Origin of the sequence: Chitinophaga rhizosphaerae (assembly GCF_003958645.1) — a bacterium.
Taxonomy (GTDB): Bacteria; Bacteroidota; Bacteroidia; order Chitinophagales; family Chitinophagaceae; genus Chitinophaga; species Chitinophaga rhizosphaerae.
In genome coordinates, this window is record NZ_RXLO01000004.1 from 235700 (window position 1) to 251466 (window position 15767).

16 protein-coding genes are annotated in these 15767 nt (G+C 54.0%); 5 read left to right on the forward strand and 11 right to left on the reverse strand.

What is annotated here, in order from left to right; genetic code table 11:
• Positions 1-30 precede the first annotated feature (30 nt).
• The 10 genes from EJ361_RS11505 to EJ361_RS11550 form a co-directional block, all read right to left on the reverse strand.
• The gene (locus EJ361_RS11505; RefSeq protein WP_126245767.1) at positions 31-822 is read right to left on the reverse strand and encodes an amidohydrolase; all 792 of its coding nucleotides are present in this window, start codon (positions 820-822) and stop codon (positions 31-33) included.
• Between the two features lie 73 nt (positions 823-895).
• Positions 896-1357: a regulatory protein RecX gene (locus tag EJ361_RS11510; RefSeq protein ID WP_126245768.1), complete on the reverse strand. Its 462-nt coding sequence runs from the start codon at positions 1355-1357 to the stop codon at positions 896-898.
• A gap of 60 nt (positions 1358-1417) precedes the next feature.
• A complete protein-coding gene (locus EJ361_RS11515) occupies positions 1418-3751 on the reverse strand; it encodes an ATP-dependent helicase (protein WP_126245769.1) in 2334 nt (777 codons plus the stop codon).
• Positions 3752-3864: 113 nt separating this feature from the next.
• On the reverse strand, positions 3865-5376 hold the full coding sequence (locus tag EJ361_RS11520) for a M28 family peptidase (RefSeq protein WP_126245770.1): 1512 nt from the start codon (positions 5374-5376) through the stop codon (positions 3865-3867).
• A 126-nt stretch (positions 5377-5502) separates the two neighbouring features.
• Positions 5503-5961, reverse strand: a complete 459-nt coding sequence (gene rpiB / locus EJ361_RS11525; protein ID WP_126245771.1) for a ribose 5-phosphate isomerase B — start codon at positions 5959-5961, stop codon at positions 5503-5505.
• 50 nt (positions 5962-6011) lie between these two features.
• Positions 6012-6857, reverse strand: a complete 846-nt coding sequence (gene tatC, locus EJ361_RS11530) for a twin-arginine translocase subunit TatC (RefSeq protein WP_126245772.1) — start codon at positions 6855-6857, stop codon at positions 6012-6014.
• 621 nt (positions 6858-7478) lie between these two features.
• The gene (locus tag EJ361_RS11535; protein WP_126245773.1) at positions 7479-8750 is read right to left on the reverse strand and encodes a hemolysin family protein; all 1272 of its coding nucleotides are present in this window, start codon (positions 8748-8750) and stop codon (positions 7479-7481) included.
• A 53-nt stretch (positions 8751-8803) separates the two neighbouring features.
• The gene (gene gmk, locus EJ361_RS11540) at positions 8804-9373 is read right to left on the reverse strand and encodes a guanylate kinase (RefSeq protein ID WP_126245774.1); all 570 of its coding nucleotides are present in this window, start codon (positions 9371-9373) and stop codon (positions 8804-8806) included.
• Between the two features lie 5 nt (positions 9374-9378).
• Positions 9379-10692: a UDP-N-acetylglucosamine 1-carboxyvinyltransferase gene (murA, locus tag EJ361_RS11545; protein WP_240646612.1), complete on the reverse strand. Its 1314-nt coding sequence runs from the start codon at positions 10690-10692 to the stop codon at positions 9379-9381.
• Positions 10689-11396, reverse strand: a complete 708-nt coding sequence (locus EJ361_RS11550; RefSeq protein WP_126245775.1) for a DUF4290 domain-containing protein — start codon at positions 11394-11396, stop codon at positions 10689-10691. Before EJ361_RS11550 ends, murA begins: the two co-directional genes overlap by 4 nt.
• Positions 11397-11568: 172 nt before the next feature.
• Here EJ361_RS11550 and EJ361_RS11555 point away from each other — a divergent pair, with 172 nt between their 5' ends.
• Both EJ361_RS11555 and EJ361_RS11560 read left to right on the forward strand, forming a co-directional pair.
• A complete protein-coding gene (locus EJ361_RS11555) occupies positions 11569-12354 on the forward strand; it encodes an SDR family oxidoreductase (RefSeq protein ID WP_126245776.1) in 786 nt (261 codons plus the stop codon).
• A 119-nt stretch (positions 12355-12473) separates the two neighbouring features.
• Positions 12474-13514 (forward strand): tryptophan 2,3-dioxygenase, encoded by a 1041-nt coding sequence (locus EJ361_RS11560; protein ID WP_126245777.1) that lies wholly within the window; start codon positions 12474-12476, stop codon positions 13512-13514.
• 77 nt (positions 13515-13591) lie between these two features.
• On the opposite strand, the gene EJ361_RS11565 is transcribed toward EJ361_RS11560, so the two are convergent.
• Positions 13592-14059 (reverse strand): Lrp/AsnC ligand binding domain-containing protein, encoded by a 468-nt coding sequence (locus EJ361_RS11565; RefSeq protein WP_126245778.1) that lies wholly within the window; start codon positions 14057-14059, stop codon positions 13592-13594.
• Positions 14060-14521: 462 nt separating this feature from the next.
• On the opposite strand from EJ361_RS11565, the gene trmB reads away from it, so the two are divergent.
• The 3 genes from trmB to EJ361_RS11580 are packed head-to-tail and all read left to right on the forward strand — an operon-like array spanning position 14522 to position 15744.
• Positions 14522-15229, forward strand: a complete 708-nt coding sequence (trmB, locus tag EJ361_RS11570) for a tRNA (guanosine(46)-N7)-methyltransferase TrmB (RefSeq protein ID WP_126245779.1) — start codon at positions 14522-14524, stop codon at positions 15227-15229.
• The gene (locus EJ361_RS11575) at positions 15201-15398 is read left to right on the forward strand and encodes a DUF5522 domain-containing protein (protein ID WP_126245780.1); all 198 of its coding nucleotides are present in this window, start codon (positions 15201-15203) and stop codon (positions 15396-15398) included. The genes trmB and EJ361_RS11575 overlap by 29 nt, the downstream gene beginning before the upstream one ends.
• On the forward strand, positions 15331-15744 hold the full coding sequence (locus tag EJ361_RS11580) for an MGMT family protein (protein WP_126245781.1): 414 nt from the start codon (positions 15331-15333) through the stop codon (positions 15742-15744). The genes EJ361_RS11575 and EJ361_RS11580 overlap by 68 nt, the downstream gene beginning before the upstream one ends.
• Positions 15745-15767: the final 23 nt, after the last annotated feature.

Here is a 15767-nt window from a genome sequence, read left to right on the forward strand (position 1 = left end):
GGCGAAGTTAGCCAAATCCCACTCGATTTTTTAGAGGATCATGAAACGGTCGGCGTCTTTCATGAAAGGGAATTTCGCACGCAGTTCGTCGAGGTGCTGACGGCTAAGGGTGTAGGTAAACACATCTTCGTCGTGCTCTTTGCGGTAAATGATCTCGCCGACGGGGTCGATGAGGCTGGTATCTCCGCTGTGGTAGATGTTGTTGCCGTCGTTGCCGACGCGGTTCACGCCGATCATGTAGCACTGGTTTTCGATGGCGCGCGCCTGCAGGAGGGCTTTCCATGGCGTGCTGCGGCGCTCGGGCCAGTTGGCGACGTTGATGAGGACGTCATATTCCGGCTGCCCGTCGTCCTTGATGGTGTTGCGGCTCCAAACGGGGAAACGCAGGTCGTAACACACTGTCAGGTTGATTTTCCAGCCTTTTACGGAAGCGATGAGGCGTTTGTCGCCCGCTTCGTAATGATCGTCTTCCCCGGCGAAGCCGAAGCGGTGGCGTTTGTTGTAGGTGCCGAATTGCCCGTTGGGCAGCATCCAGAGGAGACGGTTGAAATATTGGCCGTTTTCCTCGATGATGAGGCTCCCGGTAATGATGGCGTTCTTTTGTTTCGCTTTCTGCTTCATCCATTGTACGGCAGACCCGTCCATCGGCTGGGCCAGCTTTTCCGGCGCCATGCTGAAGCCGGTGGAAAACATCTCGGGCAGCACGATCACTTCCGTCCTTTCCTTGATGGCGTCGATTTTTTCATCGAACATGGCCAGGTTGGCCGCAATATCTTCCCAATGCAAATTCGCCTGAACGAGCGAAACGGTTAAATCTGACATACGATTTTGATTCTAGCGAAACGACCTCAAATTTACGCAGCAATAACTTAGAAAGTTTTGAAATCATGCAGTATTATTCGGGCTTTTTTGAAATTTCTTCAATCACTTCGCGGGAAAGGTCGGATTCGAAGCCCCTTTGCAACAGGTACTGCATGGTTTTCCACGTCCGTTTCATCGGCTGTTCTCCCTTCAGACTGGCGAATTTCCGTTCCGCGAGCTGTTTCAGCACCCGGTCGTAATCTTCCGGGTCGATTTCCGACAATCCTTTCCGGATACAGTAATCGGACACCTGTTTCTGCTTTAGCATCAGGCTGATCTTCTTCCGGCCCCATTGCCGCATACGGAACTTCCCGCCGGCGTAGGCGCGGGCGTAGCGTTCCTCGTTCAAAAAATTGTCCTGCACCAGTTGCGCGATAGCCTCGTCGGCCGCATCTCCGTAAAGCCCCAGTTCCCGGCATTTCTCTTTCACTTCGGAATGGCACCTTTCCTGGTAAGCGCAATAGTGGCGTAGCTTTTCCATATCGCTGCTGCTCATGTTCTCAAAAAAAAGACCGGCCGTTGATCGGCCGGCCCGGGTGAGTAATGTTATGAAAAATTACTGCCGAACGATCATGAGTTTGGCGTAATTGAGCATGATCTTTTTTTCGCCGCCCGCCTTGGGGAACATCACCGTGGCGATGCGGTTGTTGGGCGCGCCTTCTAAGCCGGTGATCTTTCCGAACCCGAATTTCTGGTGCTCTACGTCCATGCCTACTTCCATGTTCGCCGGATCGTCTGCCGTAAAGTTGGCCGACGGCGTATGGTTCGTGGCTGCGGGAGAAGAGATCACGCGGGGCCGCGGCTCCTGTTGTGCGGGGCGGGAAGGCCCTGCCGGTGCGCCCGGCGCCTTGCGCTTGTCGAACATCGTGCCCCAGGAAGCGCCGCCGCCCATGGATGCGCTGTTGCGGAGGCCGCCGCCGGCATAGCTGCGATCGAGGTACTTCTCGGGAATTTCTTCCAGGAAGCGGCTCGGCTCGTTCTGCTGCAACTGTCCGAAGCGGTAACGGCTATTGGCGTAAGTGATGAACAGCCGGCTCTTGGCGCGCGTCACGGCCACATAGAAAAGCCGGCGCTCTTCTTCCAGCTCTTCGCGGGAGTTGATGGACAATCCGCTCGGGAACAGCCCTTCTTCCAGCCCCACGTTAAATACCACCGGGAATTCGAGCCCTTTGGATGCGTGGATGGTCATGAGTTTCACCACATCGCTGTTCTCGTCGTTGGTATTGTCCGCATCGGTGAGCAGGGTGATCTGCTGGAGGTAGATGCCGAGGGATTTATCGTCGAGCAGTTCGCCGTCTTCCGTCGGCGTTTCGGTGAATTCCTTGATGGAGTTCAGCAATTCCTGCACGTTTTCGTAGCGGGCAAGGCCTTCGGTGGTTTTGTCGTTGAAGAGCTCCTTCACGATGCCGGTGCTTTTACCTACCTGCACTGCCACTTCGTAGGCGTTATGTTTGTCGAGCATCACGCGGAAGCTCTGGATCATGATCACGAAATTCGCGATGGCTTCGAGGGTCCCGCCTTTGAAACCGAATTCGTTCGCTCTTTCCAGCACTTCCCAGAAAGTGATGTTCTGGTCGTTGGCGAAGATAGACACCTTCTCGATGGTGGTTTTACCGATGCCGCGAACGGGGTAGTTGATGATGCGCTTGAGGGCTTCTTCGTCGCGGGAATTGGAAATGATCCGCAGGTAAGCGATGAAATCCTTGATCTCCTTACGCTGGTAGAACGAAAGCCCGCCGAAGATCCGGTAGGGAATGGCTTGCCGGCGAAGGCTTTCCTCGAACGACCGGCTTTGCGCGTTGGTGCGGTAGAGGATGCAGAAATCGCGGTTGGCGAAGTGGTTGCGCAGCTTCAGTTCGGCGATGCTGTCGGCCACCATTTTGCCTTCTTCGTTATCGGTATTGGTACGAACGAGTTTGATTTTGTCGCCCTCCACATTGTCTGTCCACAGGTTCTTTTCGATCTGTCCCTTATTTTTCGAGATCACTTCGTTGGCGACGTGGAGGATGGATTTGGTGGAGCGGTAATTCTGTTCCAGCTTCACCACTTTCACATCGTCGTAATCTTTTTCGAACTGGAGGATGTTCTGGATGGTGGCGCCGCGGAAGGAGTAAATCGACTGTGCATCGTCTCCCACCACGCAAATATTTTCATGTACGGCGCCCAGCAGTTTGACGATTTCGTACTGTGCGGGGTTGGTATCCTGGTACTCATCGATCATGATGTACTTGAACTTGTGCTGGTACTTGGCGAGCACGTCGGGGAAACCTTTCAGCAGCTGGTACATCTTGAACAGCAGGTCGTCGAAGTCCATGGCGCCGTTCTTGTAGCAGCGTTTCACGTACATGTCGTAGATTTTCCCGGTCAGGGGGCGGCTGGCGCGCTGGTCTTCCTGCTGGAGGTAATAATCCACCTGGTACGCTTCCGGACCGATGAGGCTGTTCTTGGCCGCGGAGATGCGGTTGTATACGAGGTTCGGTTTGTAGTGTTTATCGTCGAGGTTCAGCTCGTTGATGATGGTTTTCACCACGCTCTTGGCATCGTCTGCATCGTAAATGGTGAAATCGCTGGGGTAGCCCATCTTCGGCGCATCTGCACGCAGCAGGCGGGCAAACACGGAGTGGAAGGTACCGATGTAGAGATTGCGGGCCTCGTTGCTGCCGAGGATCTTCTCCACACGTTCCTTCATTTCCTTGGCTGCCTTGTTGGTGAACGTCAGGGAAAGTATGTTGAAAGCGTCCACCCCGTTGCGCATCAGGTGGGCGATCCTCGTCGTCAGTACCTTGGTTTTGCCCGATCCGGCGCCGGCAATGATCATCAGCGGCCCTTGCAGGGTCAATACCGCTTCTCTTTGCCGGTCGTTCAGGCCGTCTAAATAGTTTGCACTCATCACTGAAAAAATTTGCGAGTGGTAAAAGTACGATTTGACGGCCGGATCACGAAATAAGTGGATAAACAACGTCGCGCAAGGGCATAAAAAAACGGCCCGGAGGCCGTTTTCAGTTATTTCTCGTTCCTGTCTACCTTCAGCCTGTCTTTCCGGTTGGCGACCTCCCATGCGGTGTAGAACACCAGTTTGGCGCGTTTCGCCAGGAGGTTGTAGTGGATTTTTTCCGGTTTGTCGCCCGAGCGATGGTAATCCTCATGCACCCCGTTAAAGTAGAAGATGATGGGAATTTTATGCTGCGCGAACATATAGTGGTCTGAACGATAGTAGAACCGGTTGGGATCGTTGGGATCGTTGTACTTGTAATCCAGGTTGAGGCCCGTGTGCCTGTTGGCCGCTTCGCTGATGGGGCGAAGGTCGGAGCTGAGCTTGTCGTCGCCGATGATGTACACGTAGTTCGTATCCTTCTTATGTTCGTCGTCTATCCGCCCGATCATGTCGATGTTGAGATCGGTAACGGTTTGTGCGAGGGGATAGATGGGATGGTCGGTATAATATTGCGACCCCAGCAGTCCTTTCTCTTCACCGGAAACAGTCATGAACACGATGCTTCTGCGCGGGCCTTTGCCGGCTTTCTTCGCTTTCATGAAAGCGTCTGCCATGGCGATGACGGATACCGTTCCGGAACCGTCGTCGTCCGCGCCGTTATGGATCTGCCCGTTGATTACGCCTATGTGGTCGTAGTGCGCCGTTACGAAGACGTATTCGTCTTTCAGATCGGTACCGGGCAGGATGCCAAGCACGTTGCTGGATTTTATTTCCTCCGTTCCCTTTTTGAATTCGAGGGCGGTTACCTGTCCGGTGATAGGCGTGGTGCCGGTTTTGGCGGCGGCCACCAGTTCCGGCCATTGTTTTCCGAAGATGGCGCTGGCCACTTCGGGAGATACGAAGTAGGTGTTGGGGATGTATTCCATGGTTTTCATCATGGGCCAGTAGAGGCCGGTGCGGCGCATGCGGGAGCCGCCGCGGCCGCCGATGTTGTATCGCTCGCTGACCATGAATACCGCTACGGCGCCATGCCCGGCAGCGTTGCGGAGTTTATCGGAGATCGCGCCTTTTTTGGCGCCATCTTCTTCTGCCAAAACGACGATCTTTTCGCTACCGTCCATTCCTTTCCAGGGGTCTGAGGTTTCGGAGGCAACGCCATAACCGGCGAATACGGCGGGCGTGGTGCCGAGTTGCTGGTTAACGGCTTCCTTCACGGAGGCGTAATATTCCTGTCCGAATGAGAAGGTTTTGCCGCCGGCCTGGATGGAGCTTTGTGCCAGGGTGTCTTGCATGAGCGAGAAAGGCTGTTCCCATTCGCCGTTGCCGGCACCGGGCCGGAGCCCCGCGGCCCTGAACTGTTCGATGATATATTTGGCGGCTTTATACTGGCCGGGGGTGCCGGTTTCGCGGCCTTCCATTTCGTCGCCGGCTACGATAAACAGGTGTTTTTTGAGCTTGGCGGCCGTGATGGTCTCCGCGTAGGGCGTGGCGGCGGTGCGCTTCAGGGGCGTGGCGGCCTTCTGAGCGCAGGCGGCGGTCCCGATGGCAAGAAGGCAGGCCAGCATCGATTGTTTCTTCATTCGCAGGTTTTTAATGCGCTAAAATTAAGGTTTACGGGTGTTGCCACCGCTACCATTCAAATAAAAAGAGGCTGTTTGCACAGCCTCTTCGAGAAATATTTGCGGAAAGACGCGGCCCTGCGCGGTCTACATGCAGGCGATCTTCTTCACACGGTTTTCGTGACGGCCGCCTTCGAAAGGGGTAGACATAAATACGTCCACCATTTCGGTTGCCGTAGGCACGCTCACGAAGCGCGCCGGGATGCAGAGCACGTTGGCGTTGTTGTGGCTCCTGGCCAGGCGGGAAAGCTCGTCGCCCCAGCAGATGGCCGCGCGGATGCCCTGGTGTTTGTTGGCCGTGATCGCCACACCGTTCGCACTGCCGCAGATCAGGATGCCGAAGGCATGCGTTCCGTCTTCCACCGCGCCGGATACCGGGTGCGCGAAATCAGGGTAATCCACGGAGTCGGCAGAATAAGTGCCGAAATCTTTTACCTGTACCCCTTTCCCTTCTAGCCAGGAAATCACTTCTTCCTTATAATCGAACCCGGCGTGGTCAGACCCGATGGCGATCGGCAGGGAAAGATCGAATGTCGTTTGTTCCATACCCAATGGATTTTTAAGTGGTGTTGATGGTAGTTGAATCTGCTGTGTTATCAGGACCATTCCTCGAGTTCCGCTTTTTCTTTCTTCGCATACGTTTTGGCCGAGATCAGGATACTTACTTCATACAGCAGGTATAAAGGTACGAAAACGAGCAATTGGTCAAGTATGTCGGGCGGCGTGATGATGGCCGCCAGTACGAGGATGACTACGATGGCGTGGCGACGGTAATTCCGCATGAAGGTAGGCGTAAGGATGCCCAGCTTGGTGAGGAAATACACGAGGATCGGCATTTCGAACAGCGCGCCCATCCCGATGATGATCTGCGACATCAGCCCGAAATAATCGTCGATGAAGAAGTCGTTCTTGATCACATCAGACACGGTATAGCTGGCGAGGAAGTTGATCATGAAAGGGGCGATGAGGAAGTAGCTGAACGCGATACCCATGAGGAACTGGAGGGTCACCCAGAAGATCACGCCCTTGGAACCCTTGGCCTCATTGTCTTTCAGGGCCGGGCGGATAAACCGCCACAGTTCCCAGCAAACGTACGGGAAAGCGCCGATCACGCCGATGATCATGGCAAGTTTGAACTGGAGCATGATCTGGCCGGCCATTTTGGTGTTCTGGAAAACGATGTGGGGCGGTGTGATGCACATTTTGTCGCCCAGGCCGAAATAATGGCTGGCGGAGCAAATCCATCTGTAGGTGGGGAAGTCGGCCTGTGTGGGGCCGAAGATCACTTTGGTCAGGATCCAGTCTGTGAACACGAACCCCAGGATGCTCACGATCACAATCGCAGCTGCAGAGCGAACCAGGTGCCACCGGAGTTCTTCCAGGTGGTCGAAAAACGACATCTCTGCTTTTTCTTCGTTACTCGAGAATAACTTCTTTAACATGCGCTATCAGAATCAGGAGCACAAATATAACATGCCCCGAAGAGTTGAATGTGAAAAAAAACGGTGGCTAAGGTAATAAGAAAATTACGAGAAAGTAAGAGGAGATTGATATAGGGCAAAAAAAAGAGCCAGCCCGAGAAGAATCAAGAGCCGGCCTTTCATCCATTGTTTGTTAACCCCAAAAAAGTTGAATTCGAGAATGTCTTTTTCGCTTCTGTAAGATTGAAACTTGCACCCTTTAATGGCAAGCTATTCAGATGTAAGTCGCAATCGTGACTAAAGCATTCAATTTTCTAAAACAAAAATAGAAAGAAATATCGTATTATCAATGTTACAACAAAGTTTTTTACAACCTTTTAACAAAAATCAAATTATTGTGTTACGTATCAGCACCTAAAGGCTTTCCGTTCGTGTTAATTTCCTACCACTCTTGTAAAAAACGATTTTGCAGCTATAATATTATATTAAAAAATAAATATAACTGAAATCATTTTCTAACCGGCTGCCAATCAACTGATACACTTTGCTTTTGGTGGAAATAGCGGACTTTTTCCCTTTTCCGGAACAGCCTGAAAATACAGCCATTCCCCTAAACTACAGCAACAATCAGGCCGGATTGCTTTAATCCAGGATCTTCATTTTCACCATTTCGATCCGCGTATCCGTCACATTCAGCACGTCAAACTCGTAGTTGTCGATGATAATGCGCTCCTTCAACCGCGGGATCGTCTCGTAATGGGAAATGATGTACCCGGAAAGGGTCTCGCTTTCGTCTTCCGGGAAATCGAACCCGTACCGCTCGTTCAGGTAATCCAGCTCCAGGCGGCCGGAAAAAATGTATTCCTTCTCCGCGATCTGCTTTTCCACGAACTCTTCCACATCGTGCTCATCCTTGATATCCCCGAAAATCTCCTCCAGCACGTCTTCGATCGTCACGATACCGGCCGTTCCGCCGAACTCGTCTACCACCCAGGCGATGCTTCTCCGCTCCTTGTTGAATTTCCCCAGCAAATCGATCGCGCTCATGGTTTCGGGCACGGCGAGGATGGGGTGGATGACGGCGCGAATATCTTTCGGGTTCTTGAACATGTCCAGCTGGTGCACATATCCGAGAATATTGTCAATATTTTGTTCGTAAATGATGACTTTGGACAATTTGGTATCGATGAACTTCTTCCGGCAGTCTTCTATCGTGGCGGAAATGTCCAGCGCTTCGATCTCTTTCCGCGGGATGAGGCATCCCCGGATCTTGACATGCACCAGGCTGAGGGCGTTTTCGAACAGCTCGGTGTTCAGTTCCTGACTTTCACCCATGTGCTGCTGGCTCTGGCGGATGAAATATTCCACGTCTACCCGCCCAAAGGAACTCTTGTTCTCGATGATGCGCACATTGAACAGGTATTTCAGTATCCACTCCGAAATCGACTCCAGCATGGCGCCGATCACGTAAAAAGGTTTCGACAGTACTGAAATGGGCCATGCGAAAAAGCTCAGCAAGGCTTCGGGGCGGGAGCGGAAGATGCTTCGCGGGATAAAAAAACCGAAAAACAGTACCAGCAGCGTAGCCGCGCAAATCTCGATGAAAAGCGTCAATGCCACGAACTTCGCCACCTGCTCTTCCGATTTCCAGATGGTGAGCCACAGTTGGTCCAGCCATCCGGCAACCAGCATACTATAAATAACGATACTGATGGTGAGGCCGATGAGGCTGGTGGCCAGGATTTTGGCGGGGTGATCGCTGAAGCCGGCCAGGATCCTGCCGGCTACACGGCCCTGTTTCTTCTTCAGTTCGATGCTCAGCCGGTTGATATTGGCGAACGCCGTTTCCATGCCGGCGAAGAAACCCGCCAGCAATATCACTAAAACCAGTAAAACGATCGTGTAAATATCCATCCGTTCAAAGATATGTGTTTAAGGGCTACGGCAATCGCGCCCATCAATAACGGTTAATGGGCCAAAAAGGTTTCGATCAGTTTCCTCACTTCGGCGTAAGCCGTTTCCAGCACCTCATTTACAACAATATAATCAAATTCCTTCGCAAACGAAAGCTCGTACCGTGCTTTCCCCAGCCTTTCGTCCAGGCTCGCCTGGGTTTCCGTTCCCCGCTCGCTGAGGCGTACCCGAAGCGCGTCGAGCGAAGGAGGCTGGATGAAGACGGTCAGCGCCGTTCCGTGGTATTTTTCCTTGATGCTCAGTGCGCCTTTCACGTCGATGTCCACCATGGGCGTTTGCCCGTTGTCCCAAATCCGTTGCAGTTCGCTCTTCAGCGTTCCATAATACTTCCCGGCATATACCATTTCATATTCGGCGAAGTCGTTCTGTTCGATATGCTCCTGGAAGGTTTCGGGCGACATGAAGTAATAGTCCTTCCCGTGCGTTTCCGTGTCGCGGGGCGAGCGGGTGGCGGCGGAGATGGAGAAGGCGAGCTGCGGCATGTCTGCCAGCAGTTTGCGTACGATGGTGGTTTTACCCGCGCCCGAGGGAGCGGTAATAATTATGATCTTGTTGGATGCCATGTGGTTTAGACGCGCTTGATATCTGCTCCCAGGTTCCGCAGGCGCTCGTCGATATACTGGTAGCCGCGGTCGATCTGGTCGATGTTATGGATGGTGCTTTTCCCCTGTGCGCTGAGCGCGGCGATCAGGAGCGAAACGCCGGCACGGATGTCCGGGCTGCTCATGGTGATGCCCCGCAGCGGGTGCTGACGGCCGAGGCCGATCACAGCGGCGCGGTGCGGGTCGCAAAGGATGATCTGGGCGCCCATGTCGATCAGCTTGTCTACGAAGAACAGCCGGCTTTCGAACATTTTCTGGTGGATCATCACGCTGCCTTTCGCCTGGGTGGCCACTACGAGCACGATGCTCAGCAGGTCCGGCGTAAAGCCCGGCCAGGGGTGGTCGGAAATGGTGAGGATGGAGCCGTCGAGGAAGTTCTGGATCTCGTAGCTTTCCTGTTCGGGGATGAAGATATCATCGCCCCGGTATTCCATTTTGATGCCCAGCAGCCCGAATTTTTCGGGGATGATGCCGAGGTTTTTGATACCTGCGTTCTTGATGGTGATTTCGGATTGCGTCATGGCGGCGAGGCCGATGAAGGACCCGATCTCGATCATATCGGGCAGCATGGCGTGTTCGCAGCCGTTCAGGCCGGAAACGCCTTCGATCTCGAGGAGGTTGGAACCTACGCCCTTGATTTTAGCGCCCATGCTGTTGAGCATTTTGCAAAGCTGCTGCAGGTAAGGTTCGCAGGCGGCGTTGTATATGGTGGTAGTGCCGTTGGCCAGCGCGGCGGCCATTACGATATTGGCGGTGCCGGTTACGCTGGGCTCGTCGAGCAGCATATAAGTGCCGTTGAGGCCGCTTTTGGGCGACTCCAGGCGGAAATAGTTATCGTCCGTATCGTACACGAAGGAGGCGCCCAGGCGCTCGAACCCGATCACGTGCGTATCGAGCCGGCGGCGGCCGATTTTGTCGCCCCCGGGTTTGGGGATATATGCTTTACCGAAACGGGCCAGCAGGGGGCCGGCCATCATAACGGAGCCGCGCAGGCGGCCGGATTTCTTTTTGAATTCGGGGCTTTCCAGGTAATCCATGTTTACGGCATCGGCCTGGAATTCGCAAACGGAGCGGGAAACACGGTTTACTTTCACGCCGGCGTCTGCCAGCAGTTCGATCAGCAGGTTAACGTCCACGATGTCGGGGATGTTGCTGATGGTCACTTTTCCGGGTGTCAACAGTACCGCGCTGATAATCTGTAATGCTTCGTTTTTGGCTCCCTGCGGTATAATTTCTCCTTTCAGACGGTTGCCGCCTCTAACTTCGAACGCGTTGATCACTTGTTCCTGTTTTTGTTGTATTTGTGTTTGTTCTTGTTGCTTTTGTTCTGCTTGTAGTTGTTCTGCTGGAACTGCTTACGTTTGTTGTTATTGTTGTTGCTGTTCGGAGCAGGGGCGGTGGTGTTGCCGGGAGCGCGGAACTGGGTTTCCATGCTGATCACGGGCGCCGGGTTGGCATTGCCGGATGTGGGATAATACTGCAGTTCGCCGTGGGTGATAGCCGACAGTTCGGCGCGGATGGCGTCGTCATGCACGTTTTCCTTATGCCAGTTCCCGTAGGCCAGTTTCATGTAATTGCCGATCACCTGCACGAAACCGTCCTTCATTTCGGGGTTTTCGGTGGCGAGGGCTTTATCGATCACCCGTTCGAGGTTTTTCCCGAAGTGGCGGTGGCGGGGGTGTTTTTTGGGATAGGGCAGGCGCTCGGGTTTGGAACGCAGCGTTTCCCGGGTGGGGATGGGATATGGGGAATCCACATCCAGCCTGAAATCGGATACCAGGAAGAGGTGGTCCCACAGTTTATGCCGGAAATCTTCCACGTTGCGGAGGTGCGGCTGCAGGATGCCCATCAGTTCGATGACGGCAGAAACCTGTTGCTGACGGTGCTCACGGTCTTTCAGCGTCAATATGTATTCGATCATCCGCTGTACGTTCCGGCCGTACTCCCGCATGATGAGGTGATTGCGTGCGGTGTTATATTCCATTAATCTAATTTGTAATGCTGTAAATGTCTTGTATTTCAGCCGTTCTATCGTGAAGTAACAAAAAATATACCTATTTCCTGAACGGCCTGGGTGCAGTTTTATGTATTGCAAACCTAATGAAAAAAAATCATACGCCGTGCGGGGATCGGGGCTGATTCCTTACTTTTACCGCATGAACATCGCGCTCACAGGTAAAACCGCTGTTATCTGCGGGGGCTCCCAGGGCCTGGGGCTCGCATCCGCCCGGGAAATCGCCCTGCTGGGGGCCAGCTGCATCCTCATCGCCCGCAGCGAAGGGCCGCTGAAGGCCGCCGTGGCTTCGCTCGACGTGTCCCAGGGCCAGCAGCACGCCTGGTTCCCGGCCGACTTCAACCAGCCCGAACAGGTACAATCCGTCATCCGGACCATTACCAACGACCGCATCGTTCACATCCTCGTCAACAATACCGGCGGCCCCTCGGGCGGCCCGATCCTCGCAGCGGAAGGCGGCGCCTTCGTATCCGCGTTCCAGGCCCACCTGGTCTGCAACCAGCTGCTGGCGCAGGCCGTAGTCCCGGGAATGAAGGCGGCCGGCTATGGCCGCATCATCCAGATCATTTCCACTTCCGTCAAAACCCCGCTGCGCAACCTCGGCGTCTCCAACACCATCCGCGCCGCCGTCGCCAACTGGGCCAAGACCCTCGCCGGCGAACTGGCGCCTTTCGGGATTACCGTCAATAATGTGCTCCCCGGCTCCATGAGCACCGACCGCCTCCGCAGCCTATTCCGCGCCAACGCAGAAAGCCGCGGCGTTCCCGAAGCCACCGTAGCCGAAGAATGGCGCCAGGAAATCCCCATGCAGCGCTTCGGCGAACCCTCCGAATTCGGCGCCGCCGTCGCTTTCCTGGCTTCGCCCGCCGCCGCTTACATCACCGGTATCAACCTGCCCGTAGATGGCGGCAAAACACCCTCGCTCTAAACCGACGCCATGAATATCTGGAAAAACATCATCAAAAGCCCAACCTGAACCGCTCCCGACCGTTATTCTTCTGAACGGCCGCCAGTGCGGCCCATTCCTCAATCTTATCCTTCCAACACATGCAACAAACGAATGTGCAGTACGGCCCGTACCTGCAACTGGACGCCATATTGAACGCACAACACCCGGAATCCGACAAGCTGGGCCTCCCCGCGCACGACGAAATGCTCTTCATCGTCATCCACCAGGCGTATGAACTGTGGTTCAAACAACTGCTTTTCGAAGTGGAATCCGTAGCCGATATCATGAGCAAACCCGCCGTGAACGATAATTCCCCTGAATTGCAAACGGTCGTTCACCGCCTGAACCGCAGCGTCACCATCCTCAAGCTGCTCGTGCAGCAGATCGATATCATGGAAACGATGACGCCCATGGATTTCCTCGATTTCCGCGACATGCTGCGCCCCGCGTCGGGCTTCCAGAGCTGGCAGTTCAAAACCCTCGAAGCCAGGCTGGGCCTGCAATACGAAAACCGCTTCGGACAGGAATATTACATCTCCCAGCTCACCCCCGACAAGATCGAAATTATCCGAAGGGCTGAGCGGGAACCCTCCGTGCTGAAACTCCTCAACGACTGGCTGGAGCGCATGCCCTTCTTCGAAGAGCCCGGCAACTGGGCCGATTATCAACCCGCCACCAACGCTTCCGCCGCCGGCGATTCGCTGTGGTTCAACGATTACCGCAACATTTATATGGCCGGCCTCGCAGACGCGGAACAGGCCAACCGCGCGTATTTCGACAAGGTTTTCGGGGACGGTGAAGGCGCGGGCCATTTATCGCCCAGGGCGAGCCGCGCGGCGCTGTTCATCATGCTGTACCGCGGCTATCCCTTGCTGCAACTGCCTTTCCAGCTGCTGAACGCCTTGCTGGAAATCGACGAGCAACTGAGCACCTGGCGGTACCGGCACATGAGCATGGTGCAAAGAGTGATCGGCACGCGGATCGGAACGGGCGGAAGTACCGGGAGAGATTACCTGAAAGGTGCGCTGGACAAGCATTACATCTTCGCAGACATTGCGCGGCTGACTAGTTTCCTGATCGAAAGGAGGAAGTTGCCGGAGCTGAGCCCGGCGATGGGAAGGAGGTTGGGATTCAGGTGATCCGTATAAAACGGCAAAAAGGGCGACGGCGACCGTCTCCCTTTTTGCCTTTCGCTCATAACGTGAAACCTGCGGCCTTACTCTACTACGTTGATGGTGCGCGTGAAACTTTCCTCGAGGGAAATGAACGTTTCGGTGCGCTCGATCCCCTTGATTTTCTGGAGCTCGTCGTGCAGTACGCGGCGGAGGTTGGAGATATCCTTACAAATGATTTCTGCGAACATGCTCCAGCCGCCGGTGGTATAATTAAGGCGAACGATCTCGGGAAGCTTGCGCAATTCCTTCGCCACAGTGTCGTACATGGAGCTTTTTTCGAGGAAAATGCCGATGAAGGCGATGACGTCGTACCCGATCATTTTTAAATCTACATGTAATCTCGTACCTTTAACGATACCCAGTTCTTGCAGTTTCTTCATCCTTACATGGATCGTACCGCCTGATACGAACAGCTTCTTCCCCAGGTCAGCATAGGAGATTTCAGCGTTAGACATCATCTCGCTGATGATCTGCAGGTCCAGTTTGTCAATATTTAAATTGTGGCTCATTTTGACAAAGTGTTTTTGAATGTTTTAAACTTACATGCAAATATTTAAAAAATCTCGAAATTTCCAAAATTTCTCTTAAAAAATTTGCAAAAAATACCCCTTCTCTTTAGATTTGCATCATAATCGTTGAAAACAACGCTTACCCAGCCAAGGGAATTATCAACTTTGTGGGGTGATGAAATTGGCAGACATGCCCTCTCGTCTCGGGGGTGAGGATCACGGGATAAACGTAGCGTAATGGGTTGACCACTAATCTTATTTGTGCTATGGCTAACTGCCTCGTGTAGGTTCGACTCCTACCCCTACAGCATCTCAACGCACCGGTTCACGCCGGTGCGTTTTGTTTTTCCCGCCACCGCAACCACCTTTTCCACCCTTTTTCACGCAACTTCCAGCCACTTCCGGCTCACCCGGCGTCCGCAAGATAGGGGTTTTGATCCCTTTTCGTACTTTTGCGCCCTCATGGGACACAAGAAATTACAACGATTCGCGGAAATTGAGACCTTTCCCAACGTGCTCATCTATCCGAAAGACATGCCGGGGAACTGGAACCGCCATTTCGGGAACAGCCACCCGCTCACCCTCGAACTGGCCTGCGGCAAAGGCGATTACACCCTCGGCCTGGCACGGAAATACCCCGAAGAGAACTTTATGGGGGTGGATTTGAAAGGCAACCGCATCTGGAAAGGCGCAAAAACCGCCATCGATCAACATATCGCCAACGTTGCCTTCCTGCGCACCCAGATCGAGCAAATCACCGATTATTTTGCAACCGGCGAAGTGAAAGATATCTGGATCACCTTCCCCGACCCCTTCCTCCGCCAGTCCAAATCCAAAAAACGCCTCACCCATCCCCGGTTCCTCGCGCTCTACCAGCAGCTCCTGGGAGACGGCGGCACCGTGAACCTGAAAACCGACTCCAACGAACTATACACCTTCACCAAAATGGTGATCGCCCGGATGGGATGCCGCCTCATCACCGACGTTCCCGACGTTTACGCCCTTTCCCCCGTTCCGGAACTCCTCCAGATCCAAACCTATTATGAAGGCATGCACCTGGCAGACGGCAGAACCATCCGGTTCCTTAAATTTGCATTACCGGCTGCGCCGATCGACTGGAAAGCCGCGAACCTCGCAACGGATGAAGAAGCAGCTGCAGGAAAATATTGATTTTTATTACAACGAGCAGGGATATGTTGTTCTGACCGAGCATTTCCACCGGGAACGGGGGTATTGCTGCGGGAACGGCTGCCTGCATTGCCCGTTTGATTATGAAAACGTCCCCGAAGAAAAAAGAAAGCGCCTCCTCGAAGCCCGCCGCCCAAAAGACGGCGCCTGATTTCATCGAGCGGGTATTCAGCATCGCCCGGGAAATCCCCCGCGGGCGGGTAACCAGCTACGGCGCCATCGCCGAAAGAGCCGGCATCCGCCTCACCGCCCGCATGGTTGGCTGGGCCATGCACCAGGCCGGAAAAGCCCATCCCCCCGTTCCGGCCCATCGCGTGGTCAACAGTAAAGGCCTTCTGACCGGCGCGGTCCACTTCGCCACCCCCACTTTAATGCAGGAATTATTGGAACAGGAAGGGGTCGAAGTACGCAATAACCAGGTAGTCGGCTTTACGGATAAGTTCTGGAACCCGCCGTTGACCAAAAAGAACACAGCGTTGCCCAAAAAGAAAAAATAGGTGCCAGACCTTTTTCGATAACT

Bases quoted from the DNA above. Each gene is read 5' to 3' on its own strand.
- EJ361_RS11555 (WP_126245776.1), top strand. From the start codon at position 11,569: ATGAACATCGCGCTCACAGGTAAAACCGCTGTTATCTGCGGGGGCTCC.
- EJ361_RS11550 (WP_126245775.1), bottom strand. From the start codon at position 11,396: ATGGAATATAACACCGCACGCAATCACCTCATCATGCGGGAGTACGGC.
- EJ361_RS11580 (WP_126245781.1), top strand. From the start codon at position 15,331: ATGAAAACGTCCCCGAAGAAAAAAGAAAGCGCCTCCTCGAAGCCCGCC.
- EJ361_RS11560 (WP_126245777.1), top strand. From the start codon at position 12,474: ATGCAACAAACGAATGTGCAGTACGGCCCGTACCTGCAACTGGACGCC.
- gmk (WP_126245774.1), bottom strand. From the start codon at position 9,373: ATGGCATCCAACAAGATCATAATTATTACCGCTCCCTCGGGCGCGGGT.
- EJ361_RS11575 (WP_126245780.1), top strand. From the start codon at position 15,201: ATGAAGAAGCAGCTGCAGGAAAATATTGATTTTTATTACAACGAGCAG.
- trmB (WP_126245779.1), top strand. From the start codon at position 14,522: ATGGGACACAAGAAATTACAACGATTCGCGGAAATTGAGACCTTTCCC.
- rpiB (WP_126245771.1), bottom strand. From the start codon at position 5,961: ATGGAACAAACGACATTCGATCTTTCCCTGCCGATCGCCATCGGGTCT.
- EJ361_RS11505 (WP_126245767.1), bottom strand. From the start codon at position 822: ATGTCAGATTTAACCGTTTCGCTCGTTCAGGCGAATTTGCATTGGGAA.
- EJ361_RS11515 (WP_126245769.1), bottom strand. From the start codon at position 3,751: ATGAGTGCAAACTATTTAGACGGCCTGAACGACCGGCAAAGAGAAGCG.
- EJ361_RS11510 (WP_126245768.1), bottom strand. From the start codon at position 1,357: ATGAGCAGCAGCGATATGGAAAAGCTACGCCACTATTGCGCTTACCAG.
- EJ361_RS11535 (WP_126245773.1), bottom strand. From the start codon at position 8,750: ATGGATATTTACACGATCGTTTTACTGGTTTTAGTGATATTGCTGGCG.
- tatC (WP_126245772.1), bottom strand. From the start codon at position 6,857: ATGTTAAAGAAGTTATTCTCGAGTAACGAAGAAAAAGCAGAGATGTCG.
- EJ361_RS11565 (WP_126245778.1), bottom strand. From the start codon at position 14,059: ATGAGCCACAATTTAAATATTGACAAACTGGACCTGCAGATCATCAGC.
- EJ361_RS11520 (WP_126245770.1), bottom strand. From the start codon at position 5,376: ATGAAGAAACAATCGATGCTGGCCTGCCTTCTTGCCATCGGGACCGCC.